Origin of the sequence: Pseudoalteromonas luteoviolacea (assembly GCF_001750165.1) — a bacterium.
Classification (GTDB): domain Bacteria; phylum Pseudomonadota; class Gammaproteobacteria; order Enterobacterales; family Alteromonadaceae; genus Pseudoalteromonas; species Pseudoalteromonas luteoviolacea_G.
Map to the genome: position 1 here is coordinate 280,591 of NZ_CP015411.1, position 18,237 is coordinate 298,827.

The 18,237-nt window shown below is 44.2% G+C and carries 21 protein-coding genes; 14 read left to right on the forward strand and 7 right to left on the reverse strand.

The annotated features are described in order from the left end of the window. Position 1: 1 nt before the first annotated feature. Positions 2-463, reverse strand: a complete 462-nt coding sequence (locus S4054249_RS01155; RefSeq protein WP_046358410.1) for an EVE domain-containing protein — start codon at positions 461-463, stop codon at positions 2-4. A 74-nt stretch (positions 464-537) separates the two neighbouring features. On the opposite strand from S4054249_RS01155, the gene tesB reads away from it, so the two are divergent. Further along, on the forward strand, positions 538-1,395 hold the full coding sequence (tesB, locus tag S4054249_RS01160; RefSeq protein ID WP_046358409.1) for an acyl-CoA thioesterase II: 858 nt from the start codon (positions 538-540) through the stop codon (positions 1,393-1,395). A gap of 21 nt (positions 1,396-1,416) precedes the next feature. Here tesB and plsB read toward each other — a convergent pair whose 3' ends face one another. Next, complete coding sequence (gene plsB, locus S4054249_RS01165; protein ID WP_046358408.1) at positions 1,417-3,843, reverse strand: glycerol-3-phosphate 1-O-acyltransferase PlsB; 2,427 nt, start codon at positions 3,841-3,843, stop codon at positions 1,417-1,419. Positions 3,844-4,367: 524 nt separating this feature from the next. On the opposite strand from plsB, the gene rpsJ reads away from it, so the two are divergent. The 12 genes from rpsJ to S4054249_RS01225 all read left to right on the forward strand — a co-directional run bounded on the left by rpsJ (position 4,368) and on the right by S4054249_RS01225 (position 10,180). Then, positions 4,368-4,679 (forward strand): 30S ribosomal protein S10, encoded by a 312-nt coding sequence (gene rpsJ, locus S4054249_RS01170; RefSeq protein ID WP_005495349.1) that lies wholly within the window; start codon positions 4,368-4,370, stop codon positions 4,677-4,679. A gap of 27 nt (positions 4,680-4,706) precedes the next feature. Further along, positions 4,707-5,342 (forward strand): 50S ribosomal protein L3, encoded by a 636-nt coding sequence (rplC, locus tag S4054249_RS01175; RefSeq protein WP_010376387.1) that lies wholly within the window; start codon positions 4,707-4,709, stop codon positions 5,340-5,342. Between the two features lie 17 nt (positions 5,343-5,359). Beyond that, the gene (gene rplD, locus S4054249_RS01180) at positions 5,360-5,962 is read left to right on the forward strand and encodes a 50S ribosomal protein L4 (protein WP_039607537.1); all 603 of its coding nucleotides are present in this window, start codon (positions 5,360-5,362) and stop codon (positions 5,960-5,962) included. After that, positions 5,959-6,261, forward strand: coding sequence for a 50S ribosomal protein L23 (gene rplW, locus S4054249_RS01185; protein WP_023398457.1), 303 nt, complete (start codon positions 5,959-5,961; stop codon positions 6,259-6,261). The genes rplD and rplW overlap by 4 nt, the downstream gene beginning before the upstream one ends. A gap of 17 nt (positions 6,262-6,278) precedes the next feature. After that, entirely contained in the window at positions 6,279-7,103 is an 825-nt protein-coding gene (gene rplB / locus S4054249_RS01190) for a 50S ribosomal protein L2 (RefSeq protein ID WP_023398456.1), read from the forward strand. Between the two features lie 16 nt (positions 7,104-7,119). Further along, entirely contained in the window at positions 7,120-7,398 is a 279-nt protein-coding gene (rpsS, locus tag S4054249_RS01195; RefSeq protein WP_010367084.1) for a 30S ribosomal protein S19, read from the forward strand. A 12-nt stretch (positions 7,399-7,410) separates the two neighbouring features. Further along, positions 7,411-7,743 carry a 50S ribosomal protein L22 gene (gene rplV / locus S4054249_RS01200; protein ID WP_010386167.1) on the forward strand — a complete coding sequence of 111 codons (333 nt, stop codon included), beginning with the start codon at positions 7,411-7,413 and terminating at the stop codon, positions 7,741-7,743. A 12-nt stretch (positions 7,744-7,755) separates the two neighbouring features. Continuing rightward, on the forward strand, positions 7,756-8,457 hold the full coding sequence (rpsC, locus tag S4054249_RS01205; RefSeq protein WP_023398455.1) for a 30S ribosomal protein S3: 702 nt from the start codon (positions 7,756-7,758) through the stop codon (positions 8,455-8,457). 13 nt (positions 8,458-8,470) lie between these two features. After that, entirely contained in the window at positions 8,471-8,884 is a 414-nt protein-coding gene (gene rplP, locus S4054249_RS01210; RefSeq protein ID WP_046358407.1) for a 50S ribosomal protein L16, read from the forward strand. Continuing rightward, complete coding sequence (rpmC, locus tag S4054249_RS01215; RefSeq protein WP_046358406.1) at positions 8,884-9,075, forward strand: 50S ribosomal protein L29; 192 nt, start codon at positions 8,884-8,886, stop codon at positions 9,073-9,075. The genes rplP and rpmC overlap by 1 nt, the downstream gene beginning before the upstream one ends. Continuing rightward, positions 9,075-9,332 carry a 30S ribosomal protein S17 gene (gene rpsQ / locus S4054249_RS01220; RefSeq protein ID WP_046358405.1) on the forward strand — a complete coding sequence of 86 codons (258 nt, stop codon included), beginning with the start codon at positions 9,075-9,077 and terminating at the stop codon, positions 9,330-9,332. Before rpmC ends, rpsQ begins: the two co-directional genes overlap by 1 nt. A gap of 158 nt (positions 9,333-9,490) precedes the next feature. Then, complete coding sequence (locus S4054249_RS01225) at positions 9,491-10,180, forward strand: hypothetical protein (protein WP_046358404.1); 690 nt, start codon at positions 9,491-9,493, stop codon at positions 10,178-10,180. 7 nt (positions 10,181-10,187) lie between these two features. Here S4054249_RS01225 and S4054249_RS01230 read toward each other — a convergent pair whose 3' ends face one another. The 4 genes from S4054249_RS01230 to S4054249_RS01245 all read right to left on the reverse strand — a co-directional run bounded on the left by S4054249_RS01230 (position 10,188) and on the right by S4054249_RS01245 (position 16,373). Further along, entirely contained in the window at positions 10,188-10,469 is a 282-nt protein-coding gene (locus tag S4054249_RS01230) for a hypothetical protein (protein WP_046358403.1), read from the reverse strand. A gap of 124 nt (positions 10,470-10,593) precedes the next feature. Beyond that, the gene (gene hemN, locus S4054249_RS01235) at positions 10,594-11,964 is read right to left on the reverse strand and encodes an oxygen-independent coproporphyrinogen III oxidase (protein WP_046358402.1); all 1,371 of its coding nucleotides are present in this window, start codon (positions 11,962-11,964) and stop codon (positions 10,594-10,596) included. 121 nt (positions 11,965-12,085) lie between these two features. After that, positions 12,086-14,017, reverse strand: a complete 1,932-nt coding sequence (locus S4054249_RS01240; RefSeq protein ID WP_046358401.1) for a HAMP domain-containing methyl-accepting chemotaxis protein — start codon at positions 14,015-14,017, stop codon at positions 12,086-12,088. Positions 14,018-14,342: 325 nt separating this feature from the next. After that, positions 14,343-16,373 (reverse strand): methyl-accepting chemotaxis protein, encoded by a 2,031-nt coding sequence (locus S4054249_RS01245; RefSeq protein WP_046358400.1) that lies wholly within the window; start codon positions 16,371-16,373, stop codon positions 14,343-14,345. Between the two features lie 254 nt (positions 16,374-16,627). Between S4054249_RS01245 and S4054249_RS01250 the strand changes: the two genes are divergently transcribed. Further along, positions 16,628-17,392, forward strand: a complete 765-nt coding sequence (locus S4054249_RS01250) for an NAD-dependent epimerase/dehydratase family protein (RefSeq protein ID WP_046358399.1) — start codon at positions 16,628-16,630, stop codon at positions 17,390-17,392. Between the two features lie 11 nt (positions 17,393-17,403). Here S4054249_RS01250 and hutC read toward each other — a convergent pair whose 3' ends face one another. Beyond that, positions 17,404-18,114 carry a histidine utilization repressor gene (gene hutC, locus S4054249_RS01255; RefSeq protein ID WP_046358398.1) on the reverse strand — a complete coding sequence of 237 codons (711 nt, stop codon included), beginning with the start codon at positions 18,112-18,114 and terminating at the stop codon, positions 17,404-17,406. Positions 18,115-18,237: the final 123 nt, after the last annotated feature.

The following is an 18,237-nucleotide window of genomic DNA, read 5'->3' on the forward strand; positions in this document are numbered from 1 at the left end:
CTTACCTTTTTGACATCGCGATGATGTGTAGCCATTCAGTTTCATTGACTGGCATAATGGAGAGCCTGCCGGCTTTTTTGAGTGCCAGTTCGCAGATCGCATCATCCGCTTTGATGGCTTTTAGGGTCACTTGAGAAGGCAATTGTTCGACATATTGGACTGTCACGCCTATCCACCTTGGATTCTCAGGGGTTGATTTTGGGTCGTAATAATCACTGCTGGCATCAAATTGGTAAGGATCTGTTTGCGCTCCTTTTGTGACTTTTGCGATGCCAACAACGGCTGGTACTTTACAGCTTGAGTGATAAATAAAGACTTCATCGCCCACTTGCATCTGGTCGCGCATAAAGTTGCGCGCTTGATAGTTACGGATCCCTTCCCAAAATGTGCTTTGCTGTGGCGCGTTCTTTAAATCCTCGAGAGAGTATGCATCAGGTTCAGTTTTGAATAACCAATAAGCCATTATAAGTGCTCAATTAAAGGTAGATTAGTGTATTATTATCACTAATCGCAGTAACTACAATGGTGAGGTAGCTAATGAGTCAGGTTTTACAGGATTTACTTGATTTATTGAGTTTGGAAGAAATTGAGCAGGGGATCTATCGCGGGCAAAGTCAGGATTTAGGGTTTCCACAAGTTTTTGGTGGACAGGTAATGGGACAAGCGCTTTCTGCGGCAAAATACACGCTGCCTGAGGGCCGTTATGTGAACTCTCTGCATTCTTATTTCTTGCGCCCAGGCGATGCCAGTAAACCCATTGTATATGATGTTGAAAATATTCGTGATGGACGTAGCTTCAGCACAAGGCGTGTGAGTGCAATCCAATACGGGAAACCGATTTTTTATATGACGGCGTCATTTCAAGGTGATGAACCAGGTTTATCCCATCAGTCTGAAATGCCAACGGTACCAGAGCCAGAAACACTGAAATCTGCGTTGCAGTTTTACCAAGATAATGCGGAGTTGATCCCAAAGGCGCTAAGACCTAAGTTTACTCAAGAGATGCCTTTGGATATGCGTCCAGTAAATTTCCAAAACCCATTTCAACCACAAAAGGCGGCAGCTAAACGCCATGTTTGGTTTAAAGCAAATGGCACCATGCCAGAGGAAAGGCGTATCCATAATTACTTACTGGCTTATGCGTCTGACTTTGAGTTTTTACCAACCGCTTTACAGCCCCATGGTTTGTCTTTTATGCAGCCAAATATGCAGGTTGCAACGATTGATCATGCAATGTGGTTTCACCGTCCATTTAGGTTAGACGATTGGATGCTGTACAGCGTTGATAGTCCAAGTGCGAGCAATGGTCGTGGTCTGGTACGCGGCCAATTTTTTAATCGTCAGGGTGAGCTAGTGGCATCCACGATACAAGAAGGAGTGATGCGCCAACGTTAGTTTGGCGCATCGGTTACGAATCTAAACAGTATCGTTGATTGATTGCCAGATACGCGCTGGCAGCAACTCAGTCAAAAATGCTTGCAACTCTTCGAGCTCAGATTCAGCATTGATGGTCTGCTGCTCTGAAATACTGATAAAGCCTTGTTCACGTAATGCGTTGATGAAGTTACTCAGTACTTTTTTGTCAAAAAATTCAGGACTCTTGATACCGTGAAGGGTGCCTAAACGATTGGCCAAAATGTCGCTTTCTTTCTCCAAATCTGGTCGTTTAATCCCTTGATTATTGATCACTAGACTGCTGGTTATTGCATAGCGCTCAAGTGTTAAGTGACATACTTTGCCAAGCATTTCGAGCTTGGCAAGGGCGCGATTGTCTTTACTCGCAACTGCCTTATTGCCATCAAAAGTGATTAATTCATGCTGTGCGAAGCTTGTTAAAATCTCTTGAATATAGCCATTCGGCATCGGAGTTAAAAACCACTCTTTGGCAAACAATGGATAAAGTCTTGCGAGTTTTTGCTCACACTCCTCGACCGTCATACTGTAACGATTGAATAGCATTTGTGCGAGGACACTAGGGACAGCAAACAGGTGTAAAATATTATTACGGTAATAGTTGAATAGTGTACGTTCTTTCTCTTTGATGGTGATGATGTCACCTAACCCATCTTGTAGTACTTCAAATTTATCGAGTTTAAGTGCATGGGCCAACAGAGCTTCTGCATCTTCATCAGGCTGAGTAATATGTGCATTGTACTTAGCGTGCTTTTGCAGTGCTAAATAAAAGCGCAGTTGCTCCAGAAGCTTTTGTTTGCTCAGTGCAAATTGCTCATTACTGAGCAGGATGGTCGCAAGCACATTAATAACATTCAAAGCGGCACTGGCGTTGATGTTCGTCATGATTTGGTCGGCGACATTGGCGACTTGATTGTTAAGCCATTGTGGTTTTGGTGCGTCTTCAGCTGTGATAGCTTGGCGCCAGTCAGGCTGGTGTTCATTTAAGTACTGATTGAGGTTTATGGGTTGGCCAAAGTTTAAATAACCTCGTCCGTAGTTACGTAGGTTCTTAATGGCTTTGAATACACCCAATACAGACTCATTTTTCTTGTTGTTACCAGCAAGCTCTTTGAGATAGGTATTTATCTCCATCACATGTTCATAACCGATATAAACAGGCACAATTGAAATTGGTCTGTCTATACCTCTTAGCATTGATTGCATGGTCATGGCCAACATGCCGGTTTTGGGTGGTAATAATCGACCTGTGCGGCTGCGGCCGCCTTCTGTGTAAAACTTAACAGAGTAGCCTTTGATAAATAGCTGGCTTAGATATTCTTTGAAAACCGCAGAATAGAGCTTATTACCAGCAAATGAGCGGCGAATAAAAAACGCGCCCGAGCGGCGGAAAATACCACCTGCAGGGAAAAAGTTTAGATTGACACCCGCAGCAATATGCGGCGGTACTAAGCCTTGATGGTAAATGACATAGGTCAGTAATAAGTAATCCATATGAGAGCGATGACAAGGTACGTAAATGATTTCATGTCCCTTGTCTGCCAGCGACCTGACTTCATCGGCATTTTTGACTTCAATGCCGTTATATAACTTGTTCCAGAGCCAAGTCAGTACGCGATCCGCCACACGTACCATGGCATCAGAGTAATTTGCGGCTATCTCATCCAGTAACTCTTGAGCGTTGAGCCTTGCTTCATGATGACTCAAGCCTTTTGCCTTAGCTTCTTCAGCGATGGCTTTTTTGATATTAGGCGCAGCGAGAATAGAGTTAAATAGGGCTTCTCTGGATGGCAGTTTAGGCCCTGTTGCGGCAAGTTGCTGACGACGAAAATGCACTCGAGCTACCCGCAGCAACTTTTGTGGTAACTCTTCGACATCGGCTTTGTCATTCATCAATTGCTCAACGGCAATGGGGGCGGAAAAGCGCACAAGGCTATCACGACCTGAAAACAAGATGACTAAGCCCTTGCGAAGCCAACTTGGAGTCAATGAGTGACTCAATAGTGTCCCAAGCCCAGGCTTTTCTTTACCCGGATCTCGACCCCAAAATACGGAGACCGGCAGTATTTGTGCTTTGCTTTCAGGATTGACTTTAAGCGCGTGAAATATATCTTTGCTCAGTTGCAGTGCGTTACTCGGTTTGGCTGACTTAGCAAATAATGGGGTTGGGTTTTGCATAGCAATAAAACGCGGAACCTCGGTATTGCCTATTTTTTGCGATTGCATCGGGCTTGGTAGGCCAAGCTGTTGGCACATGCGATATATGGCTGCAAGATCAGAGTGGGAGTTTAATCTCGTCACATAAAAAGTTGGCAGGTTTGGATCAAGCCCAAATTGCTCGATAGGGTTTTCTGGCAACAGTTTACTTTTAACTAAAAGCCAATTAGTCCAGCGCGCTAGCGCGTTGAGACTTTGGGATATGAAGCGCATATACAGTACCAAATAATAATTTTTGTAATAGAATATCAAGGATTCACTGGACTGACCATGGTCCAGTGAGTCCTTGCGTGGTGTCGCCTACAGCCAAGTTATGATGTTTGAGGTGCCACCAATATGAAACCAAAGCACGCTACACGTTGTTTTAGTATAGCCAAGGCCGGTTTAAACACAGTTATTTATTAGGACGTTAGCCTTTGAGTGAACTTTAATTAGGGGCTTGGTCTAGGTGTCGTTATAGTGCTGAGTTTGGCGAAAAAACCAGATATCGCAATGCGACAAATTTATTGTATTTAATTGTTGCATTTATCACCAGTATCATTATAATGTGCGAACTTTCTCGGCTTCTGGCCGTTGAAAGTATAAATGAAAGTCTGGATTTCAGACTATTAAACAGGAACTCCGATTTGGAGTTCGATGGTAGAAATAAAAGAACAACCGACTTCTTAGGTATTTTAAGATAGTTTCGGCGGTTTTTTTATGCTCTTTTTAAATGCTCTTTTAATTGAGGTTTAAGAATGTCAAATCAACGCATTCGTATTCGCCTAAAAGCTTTTGACCACCGTTTGATTGACCAATCAACGGCGGAAATCGTGGAAACTGCGAAGCGCACTGGTGCTCAGGTACGTGGTCCAATCCCACTACCTACACGTTTTGAGCGTTTCACTGTATTGATCTCTCCGCACGTAAACAAAGACGCGCGTGATCAGTATGAAATCCGCACCCATAAACGTCTGATCGACATCGTAGAACCAACTGACAAGACTGTAGACGCTCTAATGCGCCTAGACCTTGCTGCTGGTGTTGATGTTCAAATCAGCCTGGGTTAATCGAAAGATTAGAGAGGTTTTAGGAAAATGGCATTAGGTCTAGTCGGTCGTAAAGTGGGTATGACACGTATCTTCACTGAAGATGGTGTATCTATCCCTGTGACAGTTATCGAAGCGACTCCTAACCGTGTAACTCAGATCAAATCTGACGCTACAGACGGTTATAACGCGCTTCAAGTTACTGCAGGCGAGAAAAAAGCAAGCCGTGTAAACAAACCAGCAGCGGGTCACTTCGCAAAAGCTGGCGTTGAAGCGGGTCGTGGCCTGTGGGAATTCCGTCTTAACGGCGGAGAAGGTGAGTTTGAAGTAGGTTCAGAACTAACTGTTGAACTTTTCACTGAAGTGAAAAAAGTAGACGTTACTGGTACTTCAAAAGGTAAAGGTTTCCAAGGTGGTGTTAAGCGCTGGAACTTCAGCATGCAAGACGCTACACACGGTAACTCTCTATCTCACCGTGCTCCTGGTTCAATCGGTCAAAACCAGTCTCCTGGTAAAGTTTTCAAAGGTAAGAAAATGGCCGGTCAAATGGGTAATGTTCGTTCTACGACACAGAACCTTGAACTAGTTCGTGTTGACGCTGAGCGTAACCTGCTTTTAGTTAAAGGTGCAGTACCTGGCGCTATCGGCGGCGACGTTATCGTTAAACCTGCTGTTAAAGCATAAGTCCTGGAGATTTAGTGATGGAATTAGCAATTAAAGGCGCTGGTGCGCTTGAAGTTTCCGAAGCTACTTTTGGACGTGAGTTTAACGAAGCATTAGTACACCAAGTAGTTGTTGCTTACGCAGCAGGTGCTCGTCAAGGTACTAAAGCTCAGAAGACGCGTTCTGAAGTACGTGGTGGTGGTAAGAAACCATTCCGCCAAAAAGGTACTGGCCGTGCACGTGCTGGTACAATCCGCAGCCCAATCTGGCGCAGCGGTGGTGTGAGCTTTGCAGCTAAGCCGCAAGATCACAGCCAAAAAGTTAACCGTAAGATGTATCGCGGTGCGATCAAGAGCATCTTATCTGAACTAGTTCGTCAAGAGCGTCTTATTGTTGTTGAAAACTTCGGTTTAGAAGCACCTAAGACTAAAGAACTAGTAGCTAAGCTTAAAGAGCTTGAGCTAAAAGACGTATTAATTGTGACTGAAGAAGTAGATGAGAATCTATTCCTTTCATCGCGTAACCTGTACAAGGTTGATACTCGTGACGTAGCTGGCATCGACCCAGTAAGCCTAATCGCTTTCGATAAGGTTCTAATTACTGCAGGTGCTGTGAAGCAACTTGAGGAGTCATTAGCATGATCAGTGAAGAACGTCTTTTAAAAGTAATTCTTGCTCCACACATCTCTGAGAAAAGCACAATCTCTGCTGAAGCGAACAACACTATTGTGTTCAAAGTAGCAAAAGATGCAAACAAAGCTGAAGTTAAAGCAGCTGTTGAAAAGCTTTTTGAAGTAGAAGTAACTGGTGTTCGCACTCTAAATGTTAAGGGTAAAACAAAGCGTACAGGCATGCGTTTCGGCCGTCGTTCAGACTGGAAGAAAGCCTACGTTACTCTTAAAGAAGGCAGCGAGCTAGACTTTGTCGGCGGCGCCGAGTAATAAGGGGAGTTAGAATTATGGCACTTCAAAAGTGTAAACCAACTTCTGCGGGTCGTCGTCACGTCGTTAAAGTGGTTAACCCTGATCTACACAAGGGTAAGCCATACGCTCCGCTACTAGAGAAGAACTCTAAATCAGGTGGTCGTAACAACAACGGTCGTATCACGGTTCGTCACATCGGTGGTGGTCACAAGCATCACTATCGTGTAATCGACTTTAAACGCACTAAAGATGGCATTCCAGCTGTTGTTGAGCGTCTAGAGTATGATCCAAACCGTAGCGCAAACATCGCTCTTGTATTATATGCAGACGGTGAGCGTCGTTACATCATCGCACCTAAAGGTGTTAAAGCAGGTGATGCAATCCAGTCTGGTGTTGATGCACCAATCAAAGCTGGTAACACATTACCAATGCGTAACATCCCAGTAGGTACTACAGTACACAATGTTGAGCTTAAGCCTGGTAAAGGTGCTCAGATTGCACGTTCTGCTGGTGCATATGTACAGATCCTAGCGCGTGAAGGCCAGTACGTGACTCTACGTCTACGTTCAGGTGAAATGCGTAAAGTTGAAGCGGATTGCCGCGCAACTATCGGTGAAGTAGGTAACGCTGAACACATGCTACGTTCACTAGGTAAAGCTGGTGCTAATCGTTGGCGTGGTATCCGTCCTACAGTTCGTGGTGTTGCCATGAACCCGATTGACCACCCACACGGTGGTGGTGAAGGTCGTACATCTGGTGGTCGTCACCCTGTGTCTCCATGGGGTAAGCCTACTAAGGGTGCTAAGACACGTAAGAACAAGCGTACTGATAAATTTATCGTACGTCGTCGTACTAAGTAATAGTTGAGGAATTGCCATGCCACGTTCTCTCAAGAAGGGTCCATTCATTGACCTACACTTGCTGAAGAAGGTAGAGAAGGCGTTGGAAAGCGGTGACAAGAAGCCTATAAAGACTTGGAGCCGTCGTTCAATGATCATCCCTAACATGATCGGATTGACCATCGCTGTCCATAATGGTCGTCAGCACGTACCTGTATTCGTTACAGACGAAATGATCGGTCACAAACTAGGTGAATTTGCACCTACACGTACTTACCGCGGTCACGCTGCGGATAAGAAAGCTAAGAAGCGTTAATCGGAGGGTATGATGGAAGCATTAGCTAAACACAAATTCGCCTCTGGTTCGGCGCAAAAAGCACGTCTAGTTGCTGATCAGATCCGCGGACTTCCGGTTGATCGCGCGCTAGAAATCCTAGCGTATAGCCCAAAGAAAGCGGCTGTATTGGTTAAAAAAGTACTTGAGTCTGCTATCGCGAACGCGGAGCACAACGAAGGTGCTGACATTGATGAGCTTAAAGTGGCTAAAGTTTTTGTAGACGAAGGTCCTACAATGAAACGTATTATGCCACGTGCTAAAGGACGCGCAGACCGCATCCTTAAGCGTTCAAGCCACATCACTGTTGTGGTTTCAGATAGCTAGGAGATATAAGTAATGGGACAAAAAGTTCATCCTACTGGTATTCGCCTAGGTATCTCAAAGCCTTGGGTATCTACTTGGTACGCGAATACAAAAGATTTCTCTGAGCAGCTTTTTGGCGATCACAAAGTGCGTCAATACCTTACTAAGGAATTGAAAAACGCTTCTGTGTCTAAAATCGTTATCGAGCGTCCAGCTAAATCTATCCGTGTAACAATTCACACAGCTCGTCCTGGTGTTGTTATCGGTAAAAAAGGTGAAGACGTTGAAAAGCTTCGCCAAGCTGTAACTAAGCTTGCTGGTGTACCTGCACAAATTAACATTGCAGAAGTACGTAAGCCTGAGCTAGATGCACAATTGGTTGCTGACGGTATCTCTTCACAGCTAGAGCGTCGTGTTATGTTCCGTCGTGCTATGAAGCGCGCAGTTCAAAATGCAATGCGTCTAGGTGCTAAAGGTATCAAGGTTGAAGTTAGCGGTCGTTTAGGCGGCGCTGAAATCGCACGTTCAGAGTGGTACCGTGAAGGTCGTGTACCTCTACACACTCTACGTGCTGATATCGATTACGCTACTTCAGAAGCTTTGACTACTTACGGCATCATCGGTGTTAAAGTTTGGATCTTCAAAGGCGAAGTTATCGGTGGTCTTCCACTGAAACAAGAGCAAGAGAAGCCAGCTAAACGTGCACCGAAGAAAGCTAAGAAAAGTGCTAAGTAAGAGGTAGCGACTAATGTTACAGCCAAAACGTACAAAATTCCGCAAGGTACACAAAGGCCGCAACCGTGGTCTTGCTACTAGCGGTAACAAAGTTAGCTTCGGTTCTTTCGGCTTGAAAGCGACTGGCCGTGGCCGTATGACTGCTCGTCAAATCGAAGCAGCTCGTCGTGCTATGACACGTCACGTAAAGCGTCAGGGTAAAATCTGGATCCGTGTGTTCCCAGATAAGCCGATTACAGAAAAACCGCTTGAAGTTCGTATGGGTAAAGGTAAAGGCTCTGTTGAGTACTGGGTTGCTGAAATCCAGCCAGGCAAAGTACTTTATGAGATGGAAGGTGTTCCTGAAGAGCTTGCTCGTGAAGCATTCGACCTAGCTGCTCGTAAATTACCTTTCAAAACAACATTTGTAACTCGGACGGTAATGTAATGAAAGCTAGCGAATTGAAAGACAAAAGCGTAGAAGAGCTTAAAGCTGAACTTCTAGAGCTTCTTCGTGAGCAGTTCAACCTGCGCATGCAAGCGAGCACTGGTCAGCTAGCTCAAACTCACGAGCTGAGAAAAGTGCGTCGCAGTATTGCGCGTGTTAAAACGGTTATCAACCAGAAGGCAGGTGCATAATGAGCGATCAAATCCGTACTCTTCAAGGTCGTGTAGTTAGCGACAAAATGGATAAGTCAATCGTTGTTGCTATCGAGCGTCAGGTTAAGCACCCGATCTACGGTAAATTCATCAAGCGTACAACTAAGTTGCATGCACATGATGAGAACAACACAGCACTAGCAGGTGACGTCGTGACTATTCGCGAATGTGCGCCAATCTCTAAGAAAAAATCTTGGACGCTAGTTGACGTGATTGAACGTCCTAAGAAAGCTTAATTTTAATTAAGTGGACTTATAGAAACCCCGGCTCTAGCCGGGGTTTTTTCTTTTTAAGACTTGAATTTATACCCACTTAGTTTCAATCTATTGCTTTGAACTTTTCAAGAAAATAAACCTCCAAACATAAATGACATTAAAGATTAAAGGATTATGTAATGCACTCTACGCGAGTGGCTGTGTTGGGCTCTTTGACTATACATGGTGTTATTGGAGGGTTGTTATTTTTAGTCGCCCCGACAGTGCCTGTAGTAAAAAATGAGAAATCGCTTAAAGTTTATGTGGTTACAATGGATGATCCGGACCAATCAGCGATAGAAGAAGAGGTAGTTGACGCTGAAGTGGTCGAAGCAGTGGATAAACCACCTATTGAAGAGGAAATAAACGAGCCTGAGCAAGCTGAAGAAGTCACTGCTGAGCAAACATCCGCGCAGCCTAAGAGCGTGCAAGAACCACCCGTACTTGAGCCAGATCATGAGCAAAATACTGCTACAGCTAATAAAGTAAAAGTGATTAAGGTTAACCCCTATAAAGGTATTGAACAGCTACAGCAAAAAGAGCAAGAAGCTTTTTTTGGCTCCCGTCAGTTTGATAAACAGGCTGGCGCGCCAGCAGTAAGAATGCGTACGCCAAAAGCACACACACAGTTTTTATCCGGTGAAAGCGAAGTGATTTATCGCAATCAAAATAGACGTTTGGTGAAATGGAAAGGCAAGTGTTATTTATTTGATGATTCGATGGAGATGGCACAAGCAGATCTGCCTTCCTCTTCAGGTCGGCCTTGTCCGGGCGAGCTTTCTAATAATGAAGTGATGCTAAAGCAATCACTGGATAAATACCTTAAATGAGCTTGTGTTAGCGTATTAAGCTTAACTTGAGATAATGCAGATAACACCAGCCTGACATCCCGCCAGCAATAGGGATCGTGAGCAGTGCTATCCAGCCACTGACATAAAAACTCACCAATATCATTGTGATATCATAATTAAAAAGTATGCAAGGTGTATCACCCCGCTCATTGACAACACACGTCAGTGAGTTGGATAAACCTTGTGCTAATAGTGCACAGAGAATTGGCGCAATTGCAATGATTGCAAAGATCACAGACAGCACAAAATAGTGTTTAGGTTTGAGCATACTTTTCCTTGTATTGCACTTTTTGTCAGTGTGAAACAGTGCGACTGTGAGGGCAAGCGTTTTCGGTTGAACGCAAGGCTATGAATTGGAAAAGGGGCCCACAGTTACTGTAGGCCGTGTCTTTTTATATCACGCGTGAAAAGCGGGTATTTTTGATTTGTTGCTGTAAATAAGCATCAAAGCACATGCAAATGATTCGAATGAACAAGGTGCCTTTGGCTGTGACCGTGATGGTATTTTGGTCATTGTTCACCAAGCCATCTGTTTCCAAAGGCGCCAGAGCTTGCAATGCCTGTGCAAAGTATTCATCAAAATTGATGTTAAACTGGGCATTGATAGCTGTTTTATCTAAGTCGAAATGACAAATTAGCTGCTTGATAACGGCGGCACGTATGAGGTCATCTTGATGTAAAGATATGCCTTTGATGATGGCATTTTTTTGCTCAGATATTGCTTGATAGTATGGTTTAAGATCTTTTTCATTCTGTAATATGGCATTGCCTATCTGAGAGATGGATGACACGCCTAACCCTAATAAATCGCAGTTACCATGGGTGGTATAGCCTTGAAAGTTCCTGTGTAGTTGATCTTCGCGCTGTGCAATTGCAAGCTCATCATCTTGTTTTGCAAAGTGATCCATACCAATATATTGGTATCCTGCCTGTGTCATGCGCTCAAGTGTCGCTTTAAAGATGGCCAACTTTTGTTCTGGCGTGGGCATATCATGTTCTTTGAGCTTGCGCTGGGCTGCAAACCTGTCTGGTAAATGGGCGTAATTGAAGAGCGAAACCCGATCTGGCGCCAACTCGATAAGTTGCTTTATGGTTGCTTGGTAGGTCTCGGGAGTTTGGTATGGCAAGCCGTATATCATATCCATATTGATGGACTTAAACCCGAGAGCTCTTGCCTTTTGTAAGACCGTGAGTACTTCATCTAGTTGCTGTGGGCGATTCACCGCAGCCTGTACTTGGTCATTAAAGTCTTGCACGCCAAAAGATACGCGATTGAAGCCAAGTACTTTGAGCGACTCCAGCATGCCATCAGCCAAAGAGCGTGGGTCTATCTCAATACCGCGCTGTGCAGTATGAGTAAAGTTAAAATGTTGCTCAAGGGCTTCGATGAGCCGCGTCATTTGTTCAGGGGTTAAAAACGTTGGTGTGCCGCCTCCTAAGTGCAACTGTTCAACTTGGTATTCTTTAAACAAAGGGGCTTGTGCGGCAATTTCTTGAAGCAGATGGTCAAGGTAAACATCGGCTTTAGACTGATGACGCGTAATGATTTTATTACAGCCACAGTAATAGCATAGCTGATGGCAAAAGGGGATATGAATATACAGCGACAATGCACGATTAGTAGAACTGGCAATGGCGTTGGTTAAATCACTTTGTGTATACCCAGAGGTTAATGACAGAGCTGTGGGGTAAGAAGTATATCTCGGGCCAGAAATATTGTATTTCTGGATCAGGGAGTCTTCCCAATGAGGTAGTTTAATCACGATCGCACTCACATAAAATTATACGATACAAGTATAGGTGTTAGCTAAAAAGCAGAGTTTGATCTGACGCAATAGGGCGTTTATTAGGCAGTGCAACTAGGCTGCACTGCTTCATTATTCGCTATAATTGATAACGTTTTGCAGTAGTAGACAGATCGTCGGCTAAAGAGGCCAATAACGTAGCGTCATTTGATGCTTTTTCAGCGCCTTGTGCAGTTTCTTTCGCTGTACCTGTGACATCACGAACGCCTTGAGAAACCTGCTGTGTTACTGCATTTTGTTGTTCTGTCGCGCTGGCAATTTGGATACTCATATCCCGGATCGCGATGACAGAGTCAGATACCTGTTGCAACGTTTCTCCAGCTTGGTGAATTTGATCTGCGGTGGTTTCTGCATTTTCAACATTGCTGCCCATCAGCTCAACAGAGCGTTGCGCCTCTTGTTGCAAGCGTGAAATCATCGCTTGGATCTCTTCGGTACTCTGCTGTGTGCGACTGGCAAGGCTTCTTACTTCATCAGCAACAACGGCAAAACCTCGACCCTGTTCACCTGCTCTAGCGGCTTCAATTGCAGCATTGAGTGCAAGCAAGTTGGTTTGGTCGGCAATACCACGGATCACATCTAAAATAGAACCAACAGACTGCGTTTCTTCAGCCAGTTTCGAAATTGTTTGGCTGACGTTGTCAATATCGGCTTTCAGCGTTGTGATTGACGTGGTGGTTTGCGCAACTGCATTCAACCCGTGTTGTGAGGACTCCTCTGCGGTTGTGGCGGTATCAGCTGCAGATTGCGTGCTTTGGGTTATGTCGGCTACCGTTTGTGCCATCTCATCCATCGCTCTATCGGTATTTTCTAACTGTGCCATTTGCTGCTCTGCACCTTGCATGGCTTGCGTTGTGATGGCACTCATGTTGTGTGCAGTGGCAGTGAGTGTGTCAGTAGATTGATGGATCTGTTCAATAAAGGCTCTGAGGTTTGAGACCATTTCTGACATCGCTTGATAAATCCCGCTACTGTTTTCGTGCTGCTCAAACCGAACGGTAAGATCGCCCGCTGCAATTTTTCTCGCCATTGCCTCAATTTCACGTGGTTCGCCACCTATCGGTTGTTTGATGATTTTGCTAATGAACCAACTGAAAAAGACACCACAGACGATGATCAGAATGGCAAGCGTGATCACAATAAACTTGGCATTGGCACTGGCTGCCTGCACAACCGGCCCAAGCTCATCTTGAGAAGCTTTGATATCGAGTTTGATGTCCTCAACTTTAGTGGCAACGTGAGGCCCTATCTTATCAAGTACTTGGGTGATTTCTGTATTACGCTTTATGATCACTTGGTAGACTTCTTCTAAACCTGCTTGGTATGCCTGAAGCGGTGTGATAAACCCTTGAAACTGGTTGGTTTGAGATGTCCTCAAAAACTGCGTAGCTTGGCTATTTAAAGTGCTCAATGTATCTTTGGCCAATTGATAGTCACGCTCAGCATTGGCGACTAAAAATTGGTTTGTGGATAAGCGCCCTTGCTGTAAATGGCTTCTTAGTGCGCTGATCTTATTCACCTCCTCAATAGATTGAGCGTTGTCCATCATAATGCGCAGCTTTCCGTCAAGCTCTGGCCCATACTTGTTGAGCGTATCATTGACGATTTGGTGGCGACGCTCGTATAAGCTGATCACCTGCCTAAAACTGGCTTCATATTTTTCCATTTGTTTTTGGCTATCGGTGATGATGTTTAGTTGGGAGGAGTTGGTATACTGAGATTGTGCCTTATCGAGCAGGGTTTCAAGAAGCTCAAAGCGCTGGTCAAATTGAGCTATATTGGCATCACTTTGATGCTTTAGATACTTTATCGCTTGTAATCTTACCTCTAGCAAGTTTGCTTGAATTCGTCCTGCCAAATTACTGTCTCTGGCCGTAGTTCGATATTCAACGAAGTTGTTATACCCACTACTCAAACTCCAAAACGCGGTGATGGATAATACGATTATCATCAATATCATAACGCCAAACGCGCTGTTTAATTGTTGGCTTAGCCGCCAGTTTTTTATCATATAACACCCTACAAGCTACATTGAGCTATGAGTTAAATTGCACAAAATCTATTCGTGCTTGTCATTAATATACTTGGTTTTCTAAGATTTTATTATTAATTTGAAGAAAAAAAATACCCAAGTAAAGGCTTGATGGTGAAATTGTTTGATTGTGATCAACAATCGTTCTTAATTTATTAATTACTGAAAAGTAATGGGTTTAATTGTTTTTGTCGGGATAATTTCCCAATTATGTATGTTATTTGAACGTAATTAAGGGGAAGCAACATGAAAAAAATTTAAGTATGGAAAGTACGGTGCGATTTATGCACCGTACCTTATTTGGTTATAGTTTAAACTGATTAACCGTAGCATTAAGTGCTTTGGCAAGGTCGTTCAGATCCCTTGCTTCGTCTGCTAATAGGTGTGCGTGGTTTGCTGTGCTATTCACCAAGTCATTAATCGAGTTGAGGCTATTGTTTATATCTTCAGCTACTACCGTTTGCTCCTCTGTTGAGGTCGCGATTTGGTGGCTTTGGTCTTGTACAGTGTTAACCGACTCGGTGATATTATGCAATGCATCTAGGACTTCTTGAGTTTGTTCTACTGAACTTTGCGCTCGCTCTTGGCCTTGTTGCATCATGGTTGAGGCTTGTTGTGCAATTTGCTGTAAGCGAGAGATCATGTTGCGTATATCATCTGTCGATTCTTGTGTACGGCTCGCTAGGCTTCTGACTTCATCTGCAACCACGGCGAATCCTCGGCCTTGTTCGCCAGCACGGGCTGCTTCAATTGCAGCATTTAAAGCCAACAAATTAGTTTGCTCGGCAATACCATTAATCACATCAATGACCGCACCGATATTACTGGTTTCTTGCTCTAAGCCTGCAACTACTTTGGCAGCCTCGCCAATATGACTCGCGAGTTCTGTCATCACTTCTTGAGCTTGACTAGAGCGGTGGGCACCATCGTTGGTCATGCTTTGTACTAAGTCTGAAGCTCGATTAGTTTCATGTGCATTACGAGAGATTTCAGTTACCGTTGCCGCCATTTCCGTCACCGCTGCAGAGACGCTATCAACCTGCTCTTTTTCTTGCTGTATCTCGTCATTGGTATTGTTAGATACGTCACGTAGCTGTGCTGAGGCGCCACTAAGCTGCTCTGCTTGTGCTGCGGTATCGATCATCATGGCACGTAATTTATCGATGAAGGTGTTCATGTACATGGCCAGTTGACCAACTTCATCTTTGCTCTGAATATTAATGCGTCGAGTTAAGTCTCCTTCGCCAGAGGCTATGTCGCGCATGGTGTCTGTTAAAGTAATGATTGGACGCGTGATCATTTGCGCAGCAAGTAAAATCATAGCGACAATAATAGATAGGATCACGATGACCGCAGTCACTGTACTCATTACTGCTTCATTGACTGGCTCGTCAATTAAGCTTACCGGAACAAGGATACCCACATGCCAATCTAGTACCGGTGTATCCAATTTTACGCTGTTAAAGACAACATAATAGTCTTGCCCTTGAAGTGTAACCGTGGCATTGCCAGCGTCTTGGCGGTCAATTAAGCGCGTTAACTCAGTAAACCCCTGTGTATCTTGAAATTGCTGCTCAAGTCCCGATAAGCCTTCTTTACCGCGAGGCCCAGCATCAGTGGTAGATAGGTTGTGTCCAGTGCGCTTTGATAAATGTACTACTTTGAGCTCGTTATCAAGCAGGAAGCCGTAGCCCTCACCATCAAACTGAATGTCTTCGACCATCTCATTGATTTTATTGATTTGTAAATCAACGCCGCCAACAGCGACGAGTTCACCTTGCTTGTTATAAACCGGCTGTTGCACAACCGCAGAGACATCCCCTGTATTAATATCAACAGATAGAGCACCAACATAAAGCTTGCCGTGATTTAGCGCGTCTTGCCACCACGGCCGCTTGTACGCGTAATAAGGGCGTCCATCAGAAAAGTTTGATGTACGCTCATTTTCTTTGAAATACTCACCAGTGCGGGCAGATGCCATAAATGCGGATAAGATGTTTTCATCGCTTTTACTGATGCGCTGAAAGTCTTCATTGACTTCGTCATACCCTTTATCGCCAGTCAGACTTTGCTCCCTAACTGAATAGTTATCAAACCAATTGACGTTATGAGGGTTGGTGACAAAGGTTTCTACAACCCTGCCGTACTGAGCAAAAAATGACTCCATGGATAATTTCTCAGAGTAAATATAACTCTGTGCTTCACGCTCAATACCTTGACGTGAAATTGTTGCGATATGATTAACAAAATAAGTGGAAGCCAGCATCAATAACACCGAAATAGTGCCACCGATCAGTATGAGAATTTTTTTACGAAGAGATAAGTTTTCAAACATGACGTATTCTTTTTATTGGGACAGCGCTAACGTAATAAACCATATCTCATTTGATATATCTAGCTAATTTGGGCAAGGTACGTGCAAGATGAGATAAGTGGTTTCATCATATCGTTCCTAAAAAAATAAAAAAATAGTAAAGAATCATCATATTGCAGTTACTATTTTATAACCAAAAGCTGAGGAAATGTTGATGGTATTTTTTATTATGCTGTACTAACATTATGACCTGATTTAGGTAAAATTAAGAAAATATGATGAATAATAAGTTAGTCGTTTTAGGTGCGGGTTGGCTCGGGGGCGCACTGGTTCGTGATGCAAAAGCGAGCGGTTGGCAGGTTCAAGCGACACGCCGAGAAGTGCATGTAGACGATGATATCAAAGCATTTTGCGTGACTGACTCAGTACTTCATCATTCTATTACACTTGATGAGGCGTATTGGGTGTGTGCCATACCACCACGCATGCGTCAAAGTGAAACCTTGTACCTAGAAACATTGCGCTTGGCGCTGGAAACAGCAGCATCGTTGAAGTGTCGAGGCTTTTTACTATGTTCTTCAACTGCGGTTTATGGCTCTGACTCAGGTCATTTTGATGAGCAATCGCCACTGGCACCAAAAGACACGACACGTCAGCAGATATTGCAAACTGCTGAGCAAATGGTTCGCGAACAAAACGGTAAAGTGGCGCGTTTAGCTGGCTTGGTCGGTCCAAGTAGAGAGCCTGGCAGGTTCATTTCAGGTAAACACTTATCAAGTTCCTCGCAGGCGCTGGTTAACATGGTAGATCAGCAAGATGTGGTTAATGGGCTATTGGGTATCCTATCCAATTGGCAGTCAGCAAAGCCTGTCTACAATATATGTCACCCTGCGCATCCGACTAAACAAGATTATTATCAGAAGCATTGTACGCAATATGGCAGTGAGCCCCCTAGTTTTGCGAGTGACGAGTCTGTGGCAAGGGTAATAGATGGCACGCTAATCACTGAATTGGGCTTTGAATATCGTCACGATATTTAAGCTGCAGCGTTTTATTTTTTGAATGTGAGGTGACCTCCGAGGCGGTACTTGCTGCCTGGAGAGATCAGTCGAGCAAAACTGACGATACCTTGAGATGACCAAGTCCGTCTTATGACTTGCAAGCAAGGTTCTTCATTAAACATATTTAGCCATTGGCATATTTCCGCATTGGGCATAATTGCTTCAACTGTATGTCTCGCTTCGGTCAATGGTGCAACTTGCGTTAAGTATTCGTGCGGAGTTAATGTTGTAAAGTCTTGTTGCAAGTACTCAGGCGCTAAAGCCGGATTGACAAAGCGCTCTTCCACCTGCAGAGGGTCATCGTTTTCGTGATGGACAATCACACTTCGATACACTTGACTGTCAATTTCAACCCCAAGTGCAATGGCTATCGGGGCAATCGCAGAGATTGACTCTAGGGAGAGCACCACGCACGTATAGTCACCACCGCGATCCGCGACTTCGTCTGCAATATTGCGTATTTCTAACAGTGAAGACTGCGATTTAAAACTGGCGACAAAAGTACCTAAGCCCTGGCTACGGGTGAGTATGCCGACTTCGGTGAGCTCACTCAGTGCACGTCGCGCGGTCATGCGGCTAACCTTAAATTGATCAGATAGCTCATTTTCAGAAGGAACGCGTTGATGTTCTAGCCACACTCCAGCTCGGATCTGCTCAATAATATGCTGTTTGATCTGGGCAAATTTAGGTTGTTCAGTCACTGTCTGCTACCGTGTAATAAAAGGTTAGTCATAAAGGTGGCATAGTCATCTTGTATATACAAGTATTCTTGCTAAACTTGTATTAATTTTCTCCAACTGAGTGTAGACAGTGATTGAAGTAGA

Excerpts from the sequence above, each read along its gene's own strand:
- rplC (WP_010376387.1), top strand. The coding sequence starts at position 4,707 with ATGGCATTAGGTCTAGTCGGTCGTAAAGTGGGTATGACACGTATCTTC.
- rplV (WP_010386167.1), top strand. The coding sequence starts at position 7,411 with ATGGAAGCATTAGCTAAACACAAATTCGCCTCTGGTTCGGCGCAAAAA.
- rpsS (WP_010367084.1), top strand. The coding sequence starts at position 7,120 with ATGCCACGTTCTCTCAAGAAGGGTCCATTCATTGACCTACACTTGCTG.
- tesB (WP_046358409.1), top strand. The coding sequence starts at position 538 with ATGAGTCAGGTTTTACAGGATTTACTTGATTTATTGAGTTTGGAAGAA.
- rplD (WP_039607537.1), top strand. The coding sequence starts at position 5,360 with ATGGAATTAGCAATTAAAGGCGCTGGTGCGCTTGAAGTTTCCGAAGCT.
- rpsJ (WP_005495349.1), top strand. The coding sequence starts at position 4,368 with ATGTCAAATCAACGCATTCGTATTCGCCTAAAAGCTTTTGACCACCGT.
- rpmC (WP_046358406.1), top strand. The coding sequence starts at position 8,884 with ATGAAAGCTAGCGAATTGAAAGACAAAAGCGTAGAAGAGCTTAAAGCT.
- S4054249_RS01240 (WP_046358401.1), bottom strand. The coding sequence starts at position 14,017 with ATGATAAAAAACTGGCGGCTAAGCCAACAATTAAACAGCGCGTTTGGC.
- S4054249_RS01155 (WP_046358410.1), bottom strand. The coding sequence starts at position 463 with ATGGCTTATTGGTTATTCAAAACTGAACCTGATGCATACTCTCTCGAG.
- rpsC (WP_023398455.1), top strand. The coding sequence starts at position 7,756 with ATGGGACAAAAAGTTCATCCTACTGGTATTCGCCTAGGTATCTCAAAG.
- S4054249_RS01225 (WP_046358404.1), top strand. The coding sequence starts at position 9,491 with ATGCACTCTACGCGAGTGGCTGTGTTGGGCTCTTTGACTATACATGGT.
- S4054249_RS01230 (WP_046358403.1), bottom strand. The coding sequence starts at position 10,469 with ATGCTCAAACCTAAACACTATTTTGTGCTGTCTGTGATCTTTGCAATC.
- plsB (WP_046358408.1), bottom strand. The coding sequence starts at position 3,843 with ATGCGCTTCATATCCCAAAGTCTCAACGCGCTAGCGCGCTGGACTAAT.
- rplB (WP_023398456.1), top strand. The coding sequence starts at position 6,279 with ATGGCACTTCAAAAGTGTAAACCAACTTCTGCGGGTCGTCGTCACGTC.
- rplW (WP_023398457.1), top strand. The coding sequence starts at position 5,959 with ATGATCAGTGAAGAACGTCTTTTAAAAGTAATTCTTGCTCCACACATC.
- rplP (WP_046358407.1), top strand. The coding sequence starts at position 8,471 with ATGTTACAGCCAAAACGTACAAAATTCCGCAAGGTACACAAAGGCCGC.
- rpsQ (WP_046358405.1), top strand. The coding sequence starts at position 9,075 with ATGAGCGATCAAATCCGTACTCTTCAAGGTCGTGTAGTTAGCGACAAA.
- S4054249_RS01250 (WP_046358399.1), top strand. The coding sequence starts at position 16,628 with ATGATGAATAATAAGTTAGTCGTTTTAGGTGCGGGTTGGCTCGGGGGC.
- S4054249_RS01245 (WP_046358400.1), bottom strand. The coding sequence starts at position 16,373 with ATGTTTGAAAACTTATCTCTTCGTAAAAAAATTCTCATACTGATCGGT.